This is a genomic window from Streptomyces sp. NPDC093984 (assembly GCF_044764595.1).
In the GTDB taxonomy this organism is placed as follows: Bacteria; Actinomycetota; Actinomycetes; order Streptomycetales; family Streptomycetaceae; genus Streptomyces; species Streptomyces cynarae.
The window spans coordinates 41,813-60,103 of sequence record NZ_JBIWIM010000003.1 but is presented as its reverse complement, the minus strand read 5'-3'; the positions used below and the strand labels follow the sequence as shown (position 1 = coordinate 60,103).

General features: G+C 71.5%; 17 protein-coding genes and 1 pseudogene. 9 read left to right on the top strand and 9 right to left on the bottom strand.

All coding sequences use genetic code 11. From position 1 onward, the window contains the following. The first annotated feature begins 93 nt into the window (after positions 1 to 93). Positions 94 to 660, top strand: coding sequence for a TetR/AcrR family transcriptional regulator (locus ACIRC0_RS12465; protein ID WP_403614893.1), 567 nt, complete (start codon positions 94 to 96; stop codon positions 658 to 660). A 72-nt stretch (positions 661 to 732) separates the two neighbouring features. Here the strand turns inward: ACIRC0_RS12465 and ACIRC0_RS12460 are convergent, their stop codons facing one another. The 7 genes from ACIRC0_RS12460 to ACIRC0_RS12430 form a co-directional block, all read right to left on the bottom strand. Next, the gene (locus tag ACIRC0_RS12460; RefSeq protein ID WP_403614890.1) at positions 733 to 1,896 is read right to left on the bottom strand and encodes a TerD family protein; all 1,164 of its coding nucleotides are present in this window, start codon (positions 1,894 to 1,896) and stop codon (positions 733 to 735) included. Positions 1,897 to 2,437: 541 nt separating this feature from the next. Then, positions 2,438 to 3,427 carry a zinc-dependent alcohol dehydrogenase family protein gene (locus ACIRC0_RS12455; RefSeq protein WP_403614887.1) on the bottom strand — a complete coding sequence of 330 codons (990 nt, stop codon included), beginning with the start codon at positions 3,425 to 3,427 and terminating at the stop codon, positions 2,438 to 2,440. After that, on the bottom strand, positions 3,424 to 4,299 hold the full coding sequence (locus ACIRC0_RS12450) for a carbohydrate ABC transporter permease (RefSeq protein ID WP_403614885.1): 876 nt from the start codon (positions 4,297 to 4,299) through the stop codon (positions 3,424 to 3,426). Before ACIRC0_RS12450 ends, ACIRC0_RS12455 begins: the two co-directional genes overlap by 4 nt. Further along, positions 4,296 to 5,234: a carbohydrate ABC transporter permease gene (locus tag ACIRC0_RS12445; protein ID WP_403614882.1), complete on the bottom strand. Its 939-nt coding sequence runs from the start codon at positions 5,232 to 5,234 to the stop codon at positions 4,296 to 4,298. Before ACIRC0_RS12445 ends, ACIRC0_RS12450 begins: the two co-directional genes overlap by 4 nt. Next, complete coding sequence (locus ACIRC0_RS12440) at positions 5,231 to 6,610, bottom strand: ABC transporter substrate-binding protein (RefSeq protein ID WP_403614879.1); 1,380 nt, start codon at positions 6,608 to 6,610, stop codon at positions 5,231 to 5,233. Before ACIRC0_RS12440 ends, ACIRC0_RS12445 begins: the two co-directional genes overlap by 4 nt. Before the next feature lie 76 nt (positions 6,611 to 6,686). Continuing rightward, positions 6,687 to 7,457: a DeoR/GlpR family DNA-binding transcription regulator gene (locus tag ACIRC0_RS12435; protein WP_403614877.1), complete on the bottom strand. Its 771-nt coding sequence runs from the start codon at positions 7,455 to 7,457 to the stop codon at positions 6,687 to 6,689. 292 nt (positions 7,458 to 7,749) lie between these two features. Beyond that, the gene (locus ACIRC0_RS12430) at positions 7,750 to 8,559 is read right to left on the bottom strand and encodes an NAD-dependent epimerase/dehydratase family protein (RefSeq protein ID WP_403614874.1); all 810 of its coding nucleotides are present in this window, start codon (positions 8,557 to 8,559) and stop codon (positions 7,750 to 7,752) included. 277 nt (positions 8,560 to 8,836) lie between these two features. On the opposite strand from ACIRC0_RS12430, the gene ACIRC0_RS12425 reads away from it, so the two are divergent. Together ACIRC0_RS12425 and ACIRC0_RS12420 are read left to right on the top strand one after the other, a co-directional pair. Next, positions 8,837 to 9,778: a 5-dehydro-4-deoxyglucarate dehydratase gene (locus ACIRC0_RS12425; protein ID WP_403614871.1), complete on the top strand. Its 942-nt coding sequence runs from the start codon at positions 8,837 to 8,839 to the stop codon at positions 9,776 to 9,778. Then, positions 9,775 to 10,938 (top strand): hypothetical protein, encoded by a 1,164-nt coding sequence (locus ACIRC0_RS12420; protein WP_403614868.1) that lies wholly within the window; start codon positions 9,775 to 9,777, stop codon positions 10,936 to 10,938. The genes ACIRC0_RS12425 and ACIRC0_RS12420 overlap by 4 nt, the downstream gene beginning before the upstream one ends. 20 nt (positions 10,939 to 10,958) lie before the next feature. Here ACIRC0_RS12420 and ACIRC0_RS12415 read toward each other — a convergent pair whose 3' ends face one another. Next, the gene (locus ACIRC0_RS12415; RefSeq protein ID WP_403614866.1) at positions 10,959 to 11,750 is read right to left on the bottom strand and encodes an MBL fold metallo-hydrolase; all 792 of its coding nucleotides are present in this window, start codon (positions 11,748 to 11,750) and stop codon (positions 10,959 to 10,961) included. An 80-nt stretch (positions 11,751 to 11,830) separates the two neighbouring features. Here ACIRC0_RS12415 and ACIRC0_RS12410 point away from each other — a divergent pair, with 80 nt between their 5' ends. The 3 genes and pseudogenes from ACIRC0_RS12410 to ACIRC0_RS12400 all read left to right on the top strand — a co-directional run bounded on the left by ACIRC0_RS12410 (position 11,831) and on the right by ACIRC0_RS12400 (position 13,212). Continuing rightward, positions 11,831 to 12,439: an ABATE domain-containing protein gene (locus ACIRC0_RS12410; RefSeq protein WP_403614863.1), complete on the top strand. Its 609-nt coding sequence runs from the start codon at positions 11,831 to 11,833 to the stop codon at positions 12,437 to 12,439. 196 nt (positions 12,440 to 12,635) lie between these two features. Further along, positions 12,636 to 12,842, top strand: a pseudogene (locus ACIRC0_RS12405) (maleylpyruvate isomerase N-terminal domain-containing protein); the annotation flags it as partial. Further along, positions 12,754 to 13,212, top strand: a complete 459-nt coding sequence (locus tag ACIRC0_RS12400; RefSeq protein WP_403616462.1) for a TIGR03086 family metal-binding protein — start codon at positions 12,754 to 12,756, stop codon at positions 13,210 to 13,212. The pseudogene ACIRC0_RS12405 and the gene ACIRC0_RS12400, both read left to right, overlap by 89 nt. A gap of 177 nt (positions 13,213 to 13,389) precedes the next feature. Here ACIRC0_RS12400 and ACIRC0_RS12395 read toward each other — a convergent pair whose 3' ends face one another. Next, complete coding sequence (locus tag ACIRC0_RS12395) at positions 13,390 to 14,622, bottom strand: MFS transporter (protein WP_403614860.1); 1,233 nt, start codon at positions 14,620 to 14,622, stop codon at positions 13,390 to 13,392. A 314-nt stretch (positions 14,623 to 14,936) separates the two neighbouring features. Here ACIRC0_RS12395 and ACIRC0_RS12390 point away from each other — a divergent pair, with 314 nt between their 5' ends. The 3 genes from ACIRC0_RS12390 to araD are packed head-to-tail and all read left to right on the top strand — an operon-like array spanning position 14,937 to position 18,237. After that, positions 14,937 to 15,614, top strand: coding sequence for a GntR family transcriptional regulator (locus ACIRC0_RS12390; RefSeq protein WP_403614858.1), 678 nt, complete (start codon positions 14,937 to 14,939; stop codon positions 15,612 to 15,614). Next, the gene (locus tag ACIRC0_RS12385) at positions 15,611 to 16,519 is read left to right on the top strand and encodes a dihydrodipicolinate synthase family protein (protein WP_403614856.1); all 909 of its coding nucleotides are present in this window, start codon (positions 15,611 to 15,613) and stop codon (positions 16,517 to 16,519) included. The genes ACIRC0_RS12390 and ACIRC0_RS12385 overlap by 4 nt, the downstream gene beginning before the upstream one ends. Further along, entirely contained in the window at positions 16,516 to 18,237 is a 1,722-nt protein-coding gene (araD, locus tag ACIRC0_RS12380; RefSeq protein WP_403614853.1) for an L-arabinonate dehydratase, read from the top strand. Before ACIRC0_RS12385 ends, araD begins: the two co-directional genes overlap by 4 nt. Positions 18,238 to 18,291 lie beyond the last annotated feature (54 nt).

Sequence of the window (18,291 nt, the reverse complement as noted above, 5' to 3'; positions counted from 1 at the left end):
CACTCGGCCGGGGCTCAGGTAACCGGGGACTGTCTCCGATTCAAATGCCGGATAAGATACGGAGAGAGCCCCCGGTTCGCAAGGAGTATCTGGATGGCGCAGGTCAGGCCCATGCGAGCGGACGCACGGCGCAACTACGAGCGGTTGCTGAAGGTGGCGGCCGAGGCTTTCGCCGAGCATGGCGAGAACGCGTCGCTCGACGACATCGCGAAGCGGGCGGGGGTCGGGTCGGGCACGCTGTACCGGCACTTCCCGAACCGTCAGGCGCTGCTGGAGGCCGCGTACGTCGACCGGATCGAGGCGATCGCGACCCGGGCCGACGAGATCGCGAAGGAGCTCCCGCCGGGCGAGGCGCTGGTGGAGTGGCTGCACGAGCTGTGCGTCGGGACGATCCAGGTGCGCGGGATGAAGGCCCTGCTGGGCTCAGCCGTCACGGACGGCAGCTCCGCCGCGGTCACGGCCTGCGGCACCTCGATGAAGGAGGCGGCGTCACGACTGGTGGAGGCGGCGCAGCGGGAGGGGACCCTGCGGGCCGACGTCGAGCCGATCGAGGTGCTGCGGCTGGCCCACGGCATCGCCATCGCCTCGGAACTGGCGAACGGTCAGGGCGCCTACATCCGCCGCTACCTGTCGCTGCTGACGGAGGGATTGCGGGCGTAGACCCCCGGCTGCCGCACCCGCGGGCGCCCCGCCGTAGGGCGCCCGCGAGTGCGGTGGCTGCCGTACGACCGGCTACAGCGCCTCGGCCGCCGGCTTGACCATGTTCCGTACCGTACGGGCTTTGACGAAGTCGCCCATCGCGGTCATGTCCCACTCGCCGGAGAACTGGCGGACGAGCTTCGCCATCATCACGCCCGTCTGCGGCTCCGCACTCGTGAGGTCGAAACGCACCAGCTCCTGGTCGGTGGCGGCGTCCACGAGGCGGCAGTACGCCTTGGCGACCTCCGTGAACTTCTGGCCGGAGAACGAGTTCACGGTGAAGACCAGGCCCGTGACCTCCTGGGGCAGGCGCCCGAGGTCGACGGCGATGACCTCGTCGTCGCCTCCGCCCTCGCCCGTGAGGTTGTCCCCGGAGTGCTTGATCGCGCCGTTGAGGATGGTCAGCTTGCCGAAGTAGCAGCTGTCGATGTGGTTGCGCTGCGGGCCGTAGGCGATGACGGACGCGTCCAGGTCGATGTCCTTGCCGTGGAAGGCGGGCTCCCAGCCGAGGCCCATCCTGACCTGGGAGAGCAGCGGGCGGCCGCCCTTGACGAGGGACACGGTCTGGTTCTTCTGGAGGCTGACGCGGCCCTTGTCGAGGTTGATCTTTCCGGCGCCGGGGACCGGGGTGGGCGGTGCCGGCGGAGCGACGGGTGCCGGGGGAATGGTCTGCGGCGGGGCGACGGGCTGCGGGGGCGCGGCCGGTTCCTCCACCGTGACGCCGAAGTCGGTCGCGATGCCCGCGAGGCCGTTGGCGTAGCCCTGCCCCACGGCACGCGCCTTCCACGCGCCGCCCCGCAGATAGATCTCCACGACCACCAGCGCGGTCTCGGTGCCGAGCTGCGGCGGAGTGAAGGTGGCCAGCACGCTGTTGTCGTCCGCGTTGCGGAGGGTGGCCGTCGGCTCGATGCCCTGGAAGGTCTGGCCGGCGGCGTCCGGGCTCGCGGTGACGACGATCTTCTCGATGCCCGGGGGGAGGGAGGCGGTGTCGACCATGATCGAGTCGGGATTCGTGCCACCGCCGGAGCGGTAGGTGACACCCGGGCCCATCGGCTGGTTGTAGAAGATGAAGTCGTCGTCGGAGCGCACCTTGCCGTCGGCGGTGAGCAGCAGGGCGGACACGTCGAGCCGCACCGGGGCGGCGACCTCGACGGTCACGCGGGGGACGCCGAGCGGGAGGTTCGAGCCGGGGGTCATAGCTGTCATGCCAGGGGTAACGAGCGAGGTGGCTTTACCGTTCCCTTACCCGATGCGCCTCGGCACGGTCCTCGCCCCCGCCGCCCCTACCCGTCCCACCTCCAGGGGCTCCGCCCCTTCAACCCCACCAGGGCTCCGCCCCTGGGGCCCGGGCGGGGACTGCGTCCCCTGCACCCCTCGCGGCGCTCTGCCCCCGCACTCCGCCGGGGGCTTCGCCTTCTGGACCCCGGTGGGGGACTGCATGCCGTACACCCCGTTGCGGGGCTCCGCCTGCACGCCGCTAGGGGCTCCGCCCCAGACCCCGTTCGGGGGCCGGCCCCGGGCCCCCGCTCCTCAAACGCCGGAGGGGCTGAATTTCCGGGGCTGCTGTGTCAGCGCCGGGTCGGCATCACTCAGTCCGTCTGGGGGTCCCCCCTGCTCGAGGAGCTTGGGGGAGTTCGAGGACGAGGCCGCAAGGCCGACAGCGTGGGTCTGGGGGCGCAGCCCCCACGGGCGGGAAGGGTAGGGGCGGCGGGGGCGAGGACCATCCACGCGGCACCCCCTACGGCACCACCACGATCTTCCGCCCCACCCCCGCCGCGAACTGCTCCAGCGCCTGCGGATACCGCTCCAGAGGCAGGCGGTCGCTGATGAACACCTCGGGGTTCAGCACCCCGTTCGCGAACAGCTCCGCCGCCCGTTCGAAGCTGTGCAGCACCGCCATCGAACCCGTGATCGTGAGTTCCTGGTTGTAGATCCGGTACGGGTCGATCGTGACCCGCGTCGCATAGTCCGCCACCCCGAACTGCAGAAACGTCCCGGCCTTCGCCACCCGCCCCAGGCCGTCCTGGATCGCCGCCGCGTTCCCCGTGGCGTCCACCACCACGTCCCAGCCCTGCGGCCGGTCCAGTTCGTCCGCGTTCGCCGCCGAGCCCGAGACACCCAGCCGCCGTGCCGTCTCCAGCCGCGCCGGGTTGACGTCCACCACGTCCACGCTCGCCGCGCCCGTCCGCTTGGCCAGCTCCAGCATCATCAGGCCCATCGTTCCCGAGCCGTAGATCAGGACGTGGGACCCGAGACGGGACCGCAGGACGTCGTAGCCGCGCACCGCGCACGACAGCGGCTCCACCAACGCCGCGTCCTGGGTGCGGACATGCTCCGGGAGCTTCACGCAGTTCGCCACCGGCGCGACCGCGTACTGCGCGGCCCCGCCGGCCGTCGTCACCCCGATCGCCGCCCACCGTTCGCACAGGTTGTTGTGGCCCGTACGGCAGTACCGGCACTCGTGGCAGTACAGGGACGGGTCCACGGCGACCCGGTCGCCGACCGCCAGCTCCGTGACCTGCGTACCCACCCCGACGACCTCGCCCGCGAACTCGTGCCCGGGCACGATCGGCAGCTTGGGCGCGAACTCGCCCTGGAGGATGTGCAGGTCGGTGCCGCACAGTCCGCAGGCCGCGACCTCCACGACCACCTCGCGCGGTCCGGGCGTCGGGTCCGGGACCTCGGAGACGACGGCGCGACCCACGGACTCGATGACGGCGGCCTTCATTTCACGGCTCCCAACGACAGGCCCTGGACCAGTTTGTCCTGGGCGGCGAACCCCGCGGCGAGCACCGGCAGGGAGATGACGAGCGACGCGGCGCACACCTTCGCCAGGAACAGGCCCTGGCTGGTGATGAAGCCGGTCAGGAAGACGGGGGCCGTCTCGGCCACCACGCCGGTGAGCACCCGGGCGAAGAGCAGCTCGTTCCAGCTGAAGATGAAGCAGATCAGAGCGGTCGCGGCGATGCCGGGCAGCGCGATGGGGGCCACCACGCGCGCGAGGACCGTCGGCAGCCGGGCGCCGTCGATCTGCGCCGCCTCGATCACGGCCACCGGGACCTCGGCCAGGAACGACTGCATCATCCACACCGCGATCGGCAGGTTCATGGACGTGTAGAGGATGACGAGCAGCCAGATGTTGTCGAGCATGCCGGTGTTCTTCGCGAACAGGTAGATCGGCAGCAGGCCCGCCACCACCGGCAGCATCTTGGTGGACAGGAAGAAGAACAGGACGTCCGTCCACTTCTTCACCCGGCGGATCGACAGCGCGTACGCCGCGGGGAGCGCCAGCAGGAGCACGCACAGGGTCGAGGCCACCGACGCCATGGTCGAGTTGATCAACGCCGGCCAGGGGCTCGCGCCGCCGCCCGCGCCGAAGAAGTCCCGGTAGCTGTCCAGGGTCAGGGCCGCCCCGAAGGACGGCGGGTTCGTCGCGGCGTCCGCCTCCGAGTGGAACGACGTCAGGGCCATCCAGGCGATGGGCAGGAAGAACAGCAGACCGATCAGCCAGGCCAGCAGGCCGAGCCCCGCTCCGCGGCGGCTGCGGCTGCGGACGGTCGCGGTGCGGACGGTCGCGGTACGTACGGCGGCGGTGCTCATGCGCGGGACACCTCCTCGCGGAACAGGGACGACACGACGCGCAGGGCGAAGGTGGCGATGACGATGGAGCCGATGACGACCAGGACGCCGGCGGCGGAGGCCAGGCCGTTCTCGTGGGCCTGGTAGAAACTCTGGTAGACGGTGTAGGGCAGGTTCGCGGTGCCGAGGCCGCCCGAGGTGAGCGTGAAGACCGCGTCGAAGTTCTGGACGATGTAGATCGAGCCCAGCAGGGCTCCCAACTCCAGATACCGACGCAGGTGCGGCAGCGTGAGGTGGCGGAAGATCTGCCAGTCGCTCGCGCCGTCGACCCGCGCGGCCTCGATCTGCTCGTGGTCGCGGCTCTGCAGTCCCGCCAGCAGGATCAGCATCATGAACGGCGTCCACTGCCAGATCAGCGAGGCCTCGACCGCCGGCAGCGGGTTGTCGGAGATCCAGTCTGGCTGGGGTCCGCCCACATAGTGCAACAGTCCATTGAGCAGGCCGTATTCAGGGTTGTAGAGCACGTGTTTCCAGAGCAGTGCGGCCGCCACCGGCACCACCAGGAACGGGGCGATCAGCAGCGTGCGAACCACCCCGCGGCCCCGGAACTTCCGGTTGAGCAGCAATGCCATGCCGAGGCCCAGGACCAGGCTGACCAGAACCACCGTGACCGTCAGCAGGACCGTCGTCCACACCGAGTGGCGCAGGTCCTGGTCGGTGAGGACCTGGCGGTAGTTGTCGACGCCCGTGAAGTGACGGTCCTTCGGATAGAGCGCGTTCCAGTCGAAGAACGAGATCACCAGTGTGGCCACGAACGGCAGCTGGGTCACCACGATCATGAAGACCAGGGCGGGCAGCAGGGGCGCTCGGGTGGCCCACGCTCGCATACGGTTCGGCGGCCGGGTCGCCGGCCGCGCAGCGGCGGCGGCGACCCGGGCGGAGGTGGTGACGGTCATGATCCCTCGTACTTCTTGGCGACGGCCTCGGCGAGCGCCTGCGACTTCTTCAGCGCGCTGTCCACGGACTGCCGGCCCGCTATGGCGGAGCTGATCTCCTGGGAGACCTTGGTGCCCAGATCGGTGAACTCGGGGATGTCGACGAACTGGATGCCGGGCGCCGGACGGGGCTGCACACCCGGGTCGTTCGGCTTGGCACTGGCTATGGCGTCGCGGGTGACGTCCGCGAAGGCGGCCGCCTCCTTGCGGTACTCCGGGATGTCATACGTCGACGAACGCTTGCCGGCCGGCACGTTGGCCCAGCCCGCCTTCTCGCCCACGAGCTTCTCGTAGTCCTTGCCGGACGCCCACGAGATGAACTTCCAGGCGTCGCCGGCGTTCTTGGACGCCTTCTGGATGCCCCACGCCCAGGTGTAGAGCCAGCCGGAGCTGTCGGTCTTCTCCACCGGAGCCGGGACGTAGCCGATCTTGCCCTTGACCGGGGAACCGGCGGCCTCCAGCGAACCCGCGCCGGACGTGGCGTCGTACCACATCGCCGTCTTGCCCTGCGTCATGTCGTTCAGGCACTCGGCGAAGCCGGACTGCGCGGCGCCGGACTCGCCGTGCTTGCGGACCAGGTCCACGTAGAACTGCGTGGCCTGCTTGAACTCCGGGGAGTCCAGCTGTGCCTTCCAGTCCTTGTCGAACCAGGTGCCTCCGAAGGTATTGACGACGGTGGTCAGCGGAGCCATCACCTCGCCCCAGCCGGGCAGCCCGCGCAGACAGATGCCCTTCATGCCGGGCTCGCCGCCGTCCGCCTTGGCGGCCAGGTCGGCGACCTGCTGCCAGGTGGGCTTGGCCGGCATGGTCAGGCCCTTCTTCTTGAAGACGTCCTTGCGGTACATCAGGAAGGAGGACTCGCCGTAGAAGGGCTCGCCGTAAAGCTTGCCGTCCGCGGCGGTGAGGGCCTGCCGCATCGGGGCGAGGATGTCCTGCTGGTCGAAGCTGCTGTCGCTCTTGACGTACGGGTCGAGCGCGTGGAGCCAGCCGTTCTTGGCGTAGATCGGGATCTCGTAGTTGCTGAGGGTGGCGACGTCGTACTGGCCCGCCTGGTTGGCGAAGTCCTGGCTGATCTTGTCGCGGACGTCGTTCTCCGGCAGCACGGTGAAGTTCACCTTGATCCCGGTCTTCTTCGTGAAGTTGCCGGCGGTGAGCTTCTGCAACTCCACCATCTGCGGGTTGTTCACCATCAGGACGTTGATGGCGTGGGCGGATCCACCGCCCACGCCGCCTGCGCCGCCGGCGCCCGAGCAGCCGGCGAGCAGGGGAGTGATCAGCGTTCCTGCGGCGGCCACGGCCAACAGGGCGCGGGGTGTTCTGCGGCTCTGGGTTCGCATGGGGTACTCCTGAACGAATGGGGAGATAAGGGGCGCGCACGGGCGTGGGTGTGCCCTGGGGGACTGTGCTGGTTTTTCAGACGCGGATGACCTGCGGGCCCTGTAGTGAGTAGCGGTGGGCTTCGGAGGCGGGCAGCAGCGTGCTGGTGACGACGGTCTCCAGCTCGCCGATCTCAGCGAACCGGCAGAAGCTGACCGCCCCGAACTTGGTGTGCACCCCCGCGAACACCGTGCGCCGGGAGGCGCGGATCGCCTGCGCCTTGACCTCGCTGACCGCGGGGTCGGGGGTGGTCAGGCCGTGTTCGCGGGAGATGCCGTTGGCGCCGATGTACGCCAGGTCGATGACGAAACCGGCGAGCATCTTCGTCGTCCAGTGGTCGACGGTGGCGAGCGTGCCGTGCCGCACCCGGCCGCCCAGCAGCAGGACGGTGGTGTTCTCGGCCTCCGCGAGCGCGCCCGCGGTGGCCAGGGACGCGGTGACCACGGTCAGCGGCCGGTCCCGGGGCAGCGCCTCGGCGATGAGCTGGGGGGTGAAGCCCTCGTCGACGAAGACCGTCTCGGCGTCCCCGAGCAGCTCGGCCGCGGCGGCCGCGATCCGGCGCTTCTCGGGTACGTGGCTGGTGGCGCGGAAGGCGAGGGTCGTCTCGAAACCGGCGCTCTCCACGGGGTAGGCCCCGCCGTGGGTGCGGCGGACCAGGCCGTGGTCCTCCAGGGCGCGCAGATCGCGTCGTACGGTCTCCTTCGCCACGCCCAGCTCCGCGGCGAGCGTGGTGACGTCGACCGAGCCCGTGCGGCGGGCGGCTTTGACGATCTCGCGCTGACGTTCCTCCGCGGTCCTGTCCGTCATCGCCGACACCTGTCTTTCGTGCTCTTGCGCTCGTTCGCCTCCGGGGCACCCGAACCGGTGGTGCCCGTTCGGGCCCGGCAGGGCTCATGGGGGAAGTTCTACAGCGGGTGCGCGGCGGTGACCAGGCCTGTTGCGTGCCCGTGTGTGCCCGACCCTGCCCGCTTCGCTGGATGTGTGCCCGCGTCGGACCTGGGGCGGAGCGGGGCGCCGGGTGAGATCGGGCAGCTTCCGTGCCCGAAAAGCGGCGCGGGCGGGCCCGTTCGGTGCCCGCCCGCCCTTGGAGTCGGTCGTCTCAGTACGGCCAGATGGGCGGGTCCGTGACGAAGTGGCCGCCCAGGTGCGCGTGCGCCGGGTTGTCCGGGTCCAACTCGCCCTGCTCGGCGATGAGCTTCTCGGCGTACGGCTCGGAGTCGTCCTGCGGTTCGTAGCCGAGGGCCCGCGCGGTGGTCAGGTCCCACCACAGGCGGGTGTTGGCCGAGGAGCCGTAGACGACAGTGTGGCCGACGTCCTCGGCGGTCAGGGCCGCGTGGAAGAGGCGGGCGCCGTCCTCGGGGCTCATCCAGACGGAGAGCATGCGGACGCTGGTGGGCTCGGGGAAGCAGGAGCCGATGCGCACCGAGACCGTCTCCAGGCCGTGCTTGTCCCAGTAGAACTGGGCCAGGTCCTCGCCGAAGGACTTGGACAGTCCGTAGAAGGTGTCGGGGCGGCGCGGGGTGTCGATCGGGATCAGCGGATCGTCGCCCTGGGGGCGCGGGGTGAAGCCGACCGCGTGGTTGGAGGAGGCGAACACGATCCGGCGTACGCCTTCCTCGCGCGCCGCCTCGTACACGTTGTACGTGCCCTCGATGTTCGCCTTCAGGATCTTCTCGAACGTGGACTCCAGGGAGATGCCCGCGAGGTGGATGATCGCGTCGACGCCCCGTACGGCCTCGCGCACGGCGTCCTTGTCCGCGAGATCCGCGGTGATCGCGTCCGGCTCGCCCTCGATCGGCCGCAGGTCGAGGAGGCGCAGCCGGTAGCCGTACTGGGGCAGCAGTCCCCGCATCAGGGTGCCGAGTCCGCCGGCGGCGCCGGTGAGCAGAACGGTGCGGGGAGCGGGCATCCTCGGTCTCCTTGAGATCAACGGCCGCATTCGTGCACAGGATTCACATTCGTGGACACGCTAGGGAGCGTCGGCCTGGCCCGTCAAGTGTGGCGCGGAAGCGCGGAATCCACCCCTGACTTGCCTGATTGCGCGCTTGACCCGCCCTGAGGTGGCCCCATAGCGTGGATTCGTTCAGAAATATGGACGCGGATCAGAAACGTGCACCTGTCCGGGGTGTGGTCCACTCGGGAGCGCGCGTCGGTCCGCGCAGGAGCGCCTGTTCAAGGGAGAGCCCGTGACGTCAGCCCTTCTCGCCGCTCGACTCAGCATCCCGAGCGGGCCGCTGTTCTTCCCCGTCACCGCGTACGGGCCCGACGGCTCCCTCGCGCTCGACGTCTACCGCGCCCATGTGCGCAAGGGCGTGGAGGCGGGCGCCGCCGCGGTGTTCGCGTGCTGCGGCACGGGTGAGTTCCACGCGCTGACGCCCGAGGAGTTCGAGGCCTGCGTACGGGCGGCCGTCGAGGCGACCGACGGACGGGTTCCGGTCGTGGCGGGCGCCGGTTACGGGACCGCGCTCGCCGTGCGCTACGCGAAGCTCGCGGAGGGCGCCGGGGCGGACGGGCTGCTCGCCATGCCGCCCTACCTGGTGGTCGCGGGCCAGGAGGGGCTGCTGCGGCACTACCGGGAGCTGGCCGCCTCGACCTCGCTGCCGACCGTCGTCTACCAGCGCGACAACGCCGTGTTCACGCCCGGGACGGTGGTGGAGCTCGCCCGTACGGACGGCGTCATCGGCCTCAAGGACGGGCTCGGCGACCTGGACCTGATGCAGCGCATCGTCAGCGCCGTGCGCAGTGAGGCGCCGGGCGACTTCCTCTACTTCAACGGGCTGCCGACCGCCGAGCAGACCCAGCTCGCCTACCGCGGCATCGGCGTCACGCTGTACTCGTCCGCCGTGTTCTGCTTCGCCCCGGAGATCGCCCTCGCCTTCCACCGCGCGCTCACCTCCGGCGACGACACCACGGTGAACCGGCTCCTGGACGGCTTCTACCGCCCGTTCGTCGAACTGCGCGCCCGCGGCCGCGGCTACGCCGTGTCCCTCGTCAAGGCCGGCGTACGGCTGCGCGGCCTCGACGTCGGCGAGGTGCGGCCGCCCCTGCACGAGCCGTCCGAGGACCACGTCAAACAGCTCGCCGCGCTGATCGACCACGGGTACGCGCTGCTCGAGGAGGGCGTGTGAAGGCGTCGGCGTTCGTCTACCCCTGGGACGTCAACGGGGACCCCGAGGCCCCGGACCGCATCGCCGCGCTGGGCGTCCGGCAGGCGACCCTCGCCTCCGCCTACCACTCCACACGCGCCCTCACGCCCCGGCACCCGCGCCACCGCATCGTGACCGCCCGCCACGCGGCCGTGCTCTACCTGGCGGACGCGCGCTGGGAGGGCCGCACCCTGCGCCCCTGGCCGGCCGGCGACTGGGCCCCGGGCGACGCCTTCGGGGAGGCGGCCCGCGCGCTCATCGCGGCCGGGCTCGAGGTGCACACCTGGGTGGTGCTGGCGCACAACTCCCGCCTGGGCGAGGAGCATCCCGGCACCTCCGTGGTCAACGCCTACGGCGACCGCTACCCCTGGGCGCCGTGCATCGCGCAGCCCGCCACGCGCGCGTACCTCGTCGACCTGGCGGCCGAGGCGGCCGTACGGCCCGGCGCGCGCGGCACCGAGCTCGAGTCGCTCGGCTGGTACGGACTGGCGCACCTGCACGCCCACGACAAGATCGGCGGCGTGCCGCTCGGGGACGCCGGGCAGTACCTCATGTCCCTGTGCTTCTGCCCGAGTTGCCGTGATGGCTATGGACGGCACGGACTGGATGCGGAGGAACTGGCCGCGGCGGTACGGGCAGAACTGGAGCCGGTGTGGCGCGGCGCGCCCTCCGACGGGGGCTGGGCGGGCGTGGAGAAGCTCCTCGGTGAGGCGAAGGCGGCCGCCACGCGCGCGTGGCGCGACACCACCGCCCGCACGCTCCAGGAGGAGGCCGTGGCGGCGGTCCGGGCGGCCGCGCCCGAGGGCTTCCAGGTGCTGCTGCACGCGGACCCGGTCCCGTACCACTGCGGTGCCAACGCGGGCGTCGACCCCGCGCACATCCTGTCCGTGGCGGACGGTGTGGTGGTGCCCTGCACGGGTGGTGCCGGCCTGCTGGCCCCGTTCGCGGAACAGACCCGGACGGGTGCCGTCCTCGCGGCCAACTTCACCGTGGTCTCCGGCATGGGCGGCAGCCCGGGGACACTCGCGCGGGACGCCCAGGGCGCCGCCGAGCTGGGCGCGACCGAACTGCGGCTGTATCACGCCGGGTTGGCGTCGGACGGCGATCTCGACGCCGTACGGGACGCTCTCGCGGGGCTCTGAAGCAGCGGCGGCCCGTGCGGTCAGCCCCTGTGGCCCCAATCCACGCGCTCGGACAGACCGGCCTCCGCGAAAGCAGCCGCCAACGCGTCACGGCCCTCGGTGAAGTGGGCCCAACTGTCGTAGTGGAGGGGGACGATCCGGCGGGCGCCGAGGATCCGGGCGGCTTCGGCGGTCTGGGCGCTGTCGAGGACGAGGGGCGCGCCGTTGTAGAGGCCGGAGAGGCGAGGTGCCCCGGCGAAGAGGAGGGCGGTGTCCACCGGGCCGGATCGTTCGGCGATCTGCTTGACGGCGTCGAGAGAGGCGTTGTCGCCGCTGACGTAGACGGTGGGCAGGCCGTCTCCGGTCAGGAGGAAGCCGATGACCTGACCGGAGAGAGGTTCGACTTCCTCACGCCTGCCGGGGCCGTGGATGGCGGGGAGGCCGGTCACGGTGACGGTTCCGCCACCGGGGCGGTTCAGTTCGACGGACTCCCAGTCGGCCAGGCCCTTGGCCTTGGCTCCGAGGCGCTGCGCGCCGCTTGGAGTGGTGAGTGTGAGGGGCACGTCGGCGAGCAGGGCGCGCCCGGAGTTGTCCAAGTTGTCGGCGTGTTCGTCGTGGGAGAGCAGGACGACGTCGATGCGGCCGAGGTCGGCGGGGCTGCCGGCGGGCGGCGCGGTCCTGGTCAGGACCGGCCGGCCGGGCCGAGCGTAGTCGCCGGGGGCGTCGAAGGTCGGGTCGGTCAGGAAACGCAGGCCACCGTATGCGAAGAGGGCGGTCGGGCCGCCGAAGACGCGGACGGGCCGTGGATCGGTGGATATGTCAGCAGATGCCATGGAAGTCACCTCACGGTTAGCTGGCCGGTCATCCGTGAGAAGACCCTAGCGGCCTCTCACGGATACGGGCAAGCCGTACCATGAGAATCGTGAACCAGTCCCCGATCGCCGATCCGGCCCCGCCGCCCGCGCCGGGTGAGGAGCAGTACCGCTCCCTCGCCCTCGCCAACAGCGTGATCGCCCTGCCCGGTGGGCAGTTCATCGACATGCTCGGCAGCCCGGCGGCGGCGAATGAGTGGCTCGTCGACCGTGGTCTCGCTCCCGCCGATGCCGGTATGCGGGAGATGTGCGCGGCCCAGCTGCGTTCGCTGCGCGAACAGGTCAGGACGCTGCTCGCCTCCCGCGTCGCCGCGGTTCCCGCACTCCCCGCCGCCGTCGCCGCCGTCAACGACGCGATGAACCGGGTGCCCACGGCCCCGCTGCTGCAGTGGGACGAAAGGCACGGCCCCTACCGCGTGACCCCACACCCCACCACCCAGATCGTCGACCACGCTCTGGCGACCCTCGCGGCCGACGCCGCCGACCTGCTCACCGGCGCAGACGCCGAACGCCTCACCGCTTGCGGCTCCGCCCCCTGCAACCGCTACCTGCTGCGCCACGGCCGCCGCCACTGGTGTTCCACCCGGTGCGGCGACCGCGCCCGCGCCGCCCGCGCCTACGCCCGCCGCACCCGTTCCAAGGGCGACTGAGGAACACCGTGGCGACCCGGGGGGCCGTGATGTGGACGCGTACCGGACCCTCACGTCAGGGCAGGCGGCAGGCTGTCGTGAAGAGCGGTCGGGAAGCGTCCGAGCGATGAGTTTCGCGCACCGCGCCGGTCCCCCCTTCGGAGGCAGCCGGTGACAGCCGGAGGCAGCGGAACCGGAGGAGACCGTGACCGACACGATGTCTGATCTGGGACCGCAGGCGCGGATCGTCGCCCGGCTCGCGGCCGGAGTGCGCGACGAGCGGCTCGCGGACGCGACACCGTGTCCCGGGTACGCGGTGCGCACCCTGCTGGGCCATCTGCAGGGGCTCGCCGTCGCCTTCTGGGACGCCGGCCGCAAGGATATGGGCCCCTACCACGGACACCGCTCCGGACGCCGCCGAGCCGGACATCGGGCCCGGCTGGCGCGAGGAGCTGCCGAAGGTCCTCGACGAACTCGCCGAGGCCTGGCGCGACCCGGCGGCCTGGACCGGCATGACCCGGGCGGGCGGCGTGGACCTGCCGGGGGCTGTCGCGGGCGCGGTCGCGGCCGACGAACTGGTGGTCCACCAATGGGGTCTGGCGCGGACCACCGACCAGGAATACGAGCCGGACCCGGCCGCACTGCGGGCGTCGTACGGCTTCCTGTCCGCCGCCGCCGAGGACCCGAGCCGCGAAGGCGGCATCTTCGGCCCGGTCGTCCCCGTCCCGGAGGACGCCCCGCTCCTCGACCGCACCATCGCCCTCAGCGGGCGCAACCCGGGCTGGAAGTCGTGAACAGCACGAACCGGGGCGAGCCGGGGCGGGAGACACACTCCGCTCCGGCCGTCTGCTGTGCGGCGGGGCACCGAGGCGTGGGTGGATGCGGCCGGACCCGGCGCCTTGGCGGAGTTGCAGCGGCAACGGGTGCGGTTGCGTCGTCGCCGACCTGGACGTGACGGAACTGCGGACCCCTCATGCGGAGTCGGCGTCCGACGGCGGCCCCGGCGCCGTCCGGGAAGTACTCGCGGAGCTGTGGAACAGCGGCGCCACCGCCACCGTCGCGGCCAGTCCCAGCGCCACCAGCGCCGGCCGGTGGTCGACGAGTTCAACGAGCCCCGCCCCCACGGCCAGCCCGACCGCGTTCGGGCCGAACAGCAGCGTGTTCGCCGTGGCGGCCGCACGGCCCAGCAGCGGGCCCGGCGTCTCCCGCTGCACCGCGGTGAACGCCGCGATCAGGACACAGGGCAGTCCCGCACCGATGGCCGCGCTGCACCCGAGCGTCACCGGGTCGGACGGGATCGCCCTGAGCGCCACGCCGGCGGCGAACAGGACGATGCCGCAGGCTGCGAACCGGCGCTCGCCCAGGCGCCGCAGGGCGGGGCCCGAGACCGTGCCCACCAGCACCGACCCGGTGCCCTGGACGGCAGCGAGCACCCCGGCGTACGCGGGGGAGCGGCCGAGGCCGTCCACGACCGCGTAGACCATCGCGCCGTTGAGCCCGGCGAACAGCATGGTGGTCCCGCCCGCCAGGACGAGCGGCCGCAGCCGCTCGTGCCGCCACAGATGACGCGCGCCCTCGGCGGTTCGCGCGCGCCATCCGGCGGTGGGCGGCCCCGGCCTGTCCTCGCGGACCCGCAGCAGCGCGTACAGGCCCGCGGCGAGCACGAACGTGACGGCGTCCAGGAAGGCCACGCAGGGGCCCCCGTACGCCGCGTAGAGCCCCGCGCCGGCCAGCGGGGCGAGGAGCTTCATGCCCTCCGTGGCCGTCATCCTCAGTCCGTTGAAGTCGCCGAGCAGCGAGCCGTCGACGGCGGCGGTGACCAGCGCCGACTCGGCCGCGTCGTGCACGATCCCGGCCGCCCCGTAGACGAACAGGACCGCGTACAGCAGCCACAACCCGTCCCGGGACTGGACGGTGAAGAGTGTCAGCAGGAGGGCCGCGAGGCCGAGGTTCGTGCCGATGAGCAGCGGCTTTCGGCGGACACGGTCGGCGAGCGTGCCCAGGGCGGGGCCTGCCAGGATCGGCGCCCACATGGCGAGCAGGCACAGTGCGGCCAGGCCGTCCGAGCCGGTGAGGTCCTTGACCCACACCCCGGACGCCAGCCACAGCGCCGACGTGCCGAAGCCGGACACCACCACCCCGGCCAGACAGAGCCCCGCATCGCGGTCGCGCAGCACGCGCGCCGCCGTCCAAGTCGTCGTCATGCCAGGTCATCGTGGCTCTAAGGACACGGGGGCGGGATCGGGCAGGTGCCTTAGAAAACCTCGGGTCGGGCGCCGTGACGGACGGAGCTCCGTCGGAAGCCGTCACTTGTGCCCGTCGGAGCGATACGCGGCGAGTGACCGCCCGTCACCGCACGTCGCCGCAACTCCCTTTGTCAGAAGCATTGACGAAACACAGGGCCGCTCTTACCTTCGACGCGTCGTACTTCGTACGTCATATATGAGACGCGATACGCGAGATCAGATACGCGACATCACATACGCGACATCACATACGCGACATCCGAGAGGCGCGCATGACCTCTGTGCCCACGCCGATCCCCTCCCGCACGCAGTACGTGCTCGAGGGGATCAAACACCGCATCCTCACCGGGCAGCTGACGCCTGGTCAGGCGCTGGTGGAGACCGAACTCGCCGCACAGTTCGGGGTGTCGAAGACCCCCGTGCGCGAGGCGCTCAAGACCCTGGCCGGGACCGGGCTCGTCGTGATGAGCCAGTACAAGGGCGTCACGGTGCGCATGGTGGACGCGGACATGGCGCGCGAGGTCTACGACGTCCGGCTGCTCCTGGAGCCGGAGGCGCTGCGGCGCTCGGTGCGGCGCGGGGCCTCCCTGGGCGCCGCGCGTGACGCGCTCAAGCGGGCCGACGAGGCGAGCGACACCGCCGAACGCTCCCTGGCCAACCGGGAGTTCCACCGCGCCCTGTACCTGCCGTGCGGCAACCCGCTGCTCGGCCGGATGCTCGACGAGGTCCGCGACCAGGCCGCCCTCGTCTCCGCCGTCGCCTGGGCCGCCGACCCCTCCTGGGAGCGGGAGGCCACCGAGCACCGGGAGATCCTGCGGCTCGCCCTCGGAGGCGACGCCGACGGGGCGGCGAGCGCCCTCCACGCCCACATCGCGTCGTTCGTGCGACGGGCCTTCCCCGCGGCCGAAGCAGCGGAGCCGGGGGCCCAGGGAGAGGACGGTCAGGCATGACAACGACGTTCGAGACCCAGCGGGCGGCCCTGGCCGACGTGGTGGCGATCCCGGTGACCCCATTCACCGAGGACGGCCGCGTGGACCAGGACGCCCACCGGGCCCTGCTGCGTCGCCTGCTCGACGGTGGGGTGAGGACCCTGACGCCCAACGGAAACACCGGCGAGTTCTACGCCCTCACCCCCGAGGAGCGGCGCCTCGTCACCGAACTGACCGTCCAGGAGGCGGGGGAGAGGGCCGCGATCGTGGTCGGGGTGGGACACGACGTGCCCACCGCCGTCGCCTCCGCGCGGCACGCCCGCGAGCTGGGCGCCCAGATGGTGATGGTCCACCAGCCCGTCCACCCCTACGTCTCGGCCGCCGGCTGGGTCGACTACCACCGCGGGATCGCCGAGGCGGTGCCCGAACTGGGCGTCGTGCCCTACATCCGCAACGCCCAGTTGTCCGGCGCGCGGCTCGCCGAGCTCGCCGACCACTGCCCGAACGTCATCGGGGTGAAGTACGCCGTCCCGGACGCCGCGAAGTTCGCGGCCTTCGCCCGCGACGCCGGTCTGGACCGGTTCGTCTGGGTGGCGGGCCTCGCCGAACCGTACGCGCCCTCCTACTTCTCGGCGGGCGCCACGGGCTTCACCTCGGGGCTCGTGAACGTCGCCCCGTCCGTCTCGCTGAACATGATCGAAGCGCTTCGATCGGGCGACTACCCGGCCGCCATGAAGGTCTGGGAACAGATCCGCCGCTTCGAGGAGCTGCGCGCAGCGAACGGCTCCGCCGACAACGTCACCGTCGTCAAGGAGGCCCTCGCCTCCCTCGGCCTGTGCCGCCGGGACGTGCGCCCGCCGAGCAGGGCGCTGCCCGAGGAGGAGCGTGCGGAGGTCGCCGCCATAGCCGCCGGGTGGTCCGTATGAAGAAGCCGGAACAGCTCAGAAGCCACCAGTGGTACGCCACCGACGGGCTGCGCTCCTTCAGCCACCGGGCCCGCACCCGTCAGCTCGGCTATCTGCCCGAGGAGCACCTCGGCAAGCCCGTCATCGCCATCCTGAACACCTGGTCCGACATCAATCCCTGTCATGTGCATCTGAGGGATCGCGCGCAGGCCGTGAAGCGGGGCGTGTGGCAGGCGGGCGGCTTCCCGCTGGAGTTCCCGGTCTCCACGCTCAGCGAGACCTTCCAGAAGCCGACCCCGATGCTGTACCGCAACCTGCTCTCGATGGAGACCGAGGAGCTGCTGCGGTCGTACCCGGTCGACGGGGCCGTGCTGATGGGCGGCTGCGACAAGTCCACGCCCGCGCTGCTCATGGGCGCCGCGAGCGTCGACCTGCCCACGGTCTTCGTGCCCGCGGGGCCGATGCTGCCGGGCCACTGGCGGGGCGAGGTCCTCGGCTCCGGCACCGACATGTGGAAGTACTGGGACGACAAGCGCGCCGGTCTCATCGGCGACTGCGAGATGCAGGAGCTGGAGAGCGGCCTCGCCCGGTCGCCCGGGCACTGCATGACGATGGGGACGGCGTCCACGCTGACGGCCGCCGCCGAAGCACTCGGTGTCACGATGCCGGGCGCCTCCAGCATCCCCGCCGTCGACTCCGGGCACGACCGGATGGCCGCCGCCGCGGGCCTGAGGATCGTCGAACTGGTCCACCGGGACCGGAAGCTGTCCGACATCCTCACCCCTGAGGCGTTCGAGGACGCGGTGACGACGGTCCTCGGGCTCGGCGGCTCCACCAATGCCGTCATCCACCTGATCGCCATGGCCGGACGGGCCGGGGTCAAGCTCACGCTCGACGACTTCGACCGCATCGCGCGCACGGTCCCCGTGCTCGCCAACGTCCGGCCCGGTGGCCGGCGGTACCTGATGGAGGACTTCCACTTCGCGGGCGGCCTGCCCGGGTTCCTCTCCCGGATCCCGGACCTGCTGCACCTGGACCGGCCGACGGTGTCCCACGACACCCTGCGCGAGCAGATCGCGGGCGCGCAGGTCCACAACGACGACGTCATCCGGCCCCGCGACAACCCGGTCGCCCGCGAGGGCGGCGTCGCCGTCCTGCGCGGCAACCTCTGCCCGGACGGCGCCGTCATCAAGCACATCGCCGCCGAACCGCACCTGCTCGAGCACACCGGTCCCGCGGTCGTCTTCGACGACTACCGGACCATGCAGCGCACCATCAACGACCCGGACCTCGGCATCACCGCCGACAGCGTGCTGGTGCTGCGCAACGCGGGACCCAAGGGCGGCCCCGGGATGCCCGAGTACGGGATGCTGCCGATCCCGGACCACCTGCTCAAGCAGGGTGTGCGGGACATGGTGCGGATCTCCGACGCCCGGATGAGCGGCACGAGTTACGGCGCGTGCGTCCTGCACGTGGCGCCCGAGTCGTACATCGGCGGACCGCTCGCCCTGGTGCGCACCGGTGACAGCATCACCCTCGACGTCGAGGCCCGCACCCTCCAGCTCAACGTGGACGACGCGGAGCTCAGGCGCCGCAGGGCGCAGTGGACGCCGCCGCCCGTGCGGTACGAGCGCGGCTACGGCGTGCTCTACAACTCCCAGATCACCCAGGCCGACACCGGCTGCGACTTCGAGTTCCTGGCCCGGCCCGGCCAGGTCCCGGACCCGTACGCCGGCTGACGCACCGCACGACCCCTGGGCCTGCTCACGCAGCACCGCGGATCCCGGGGTACC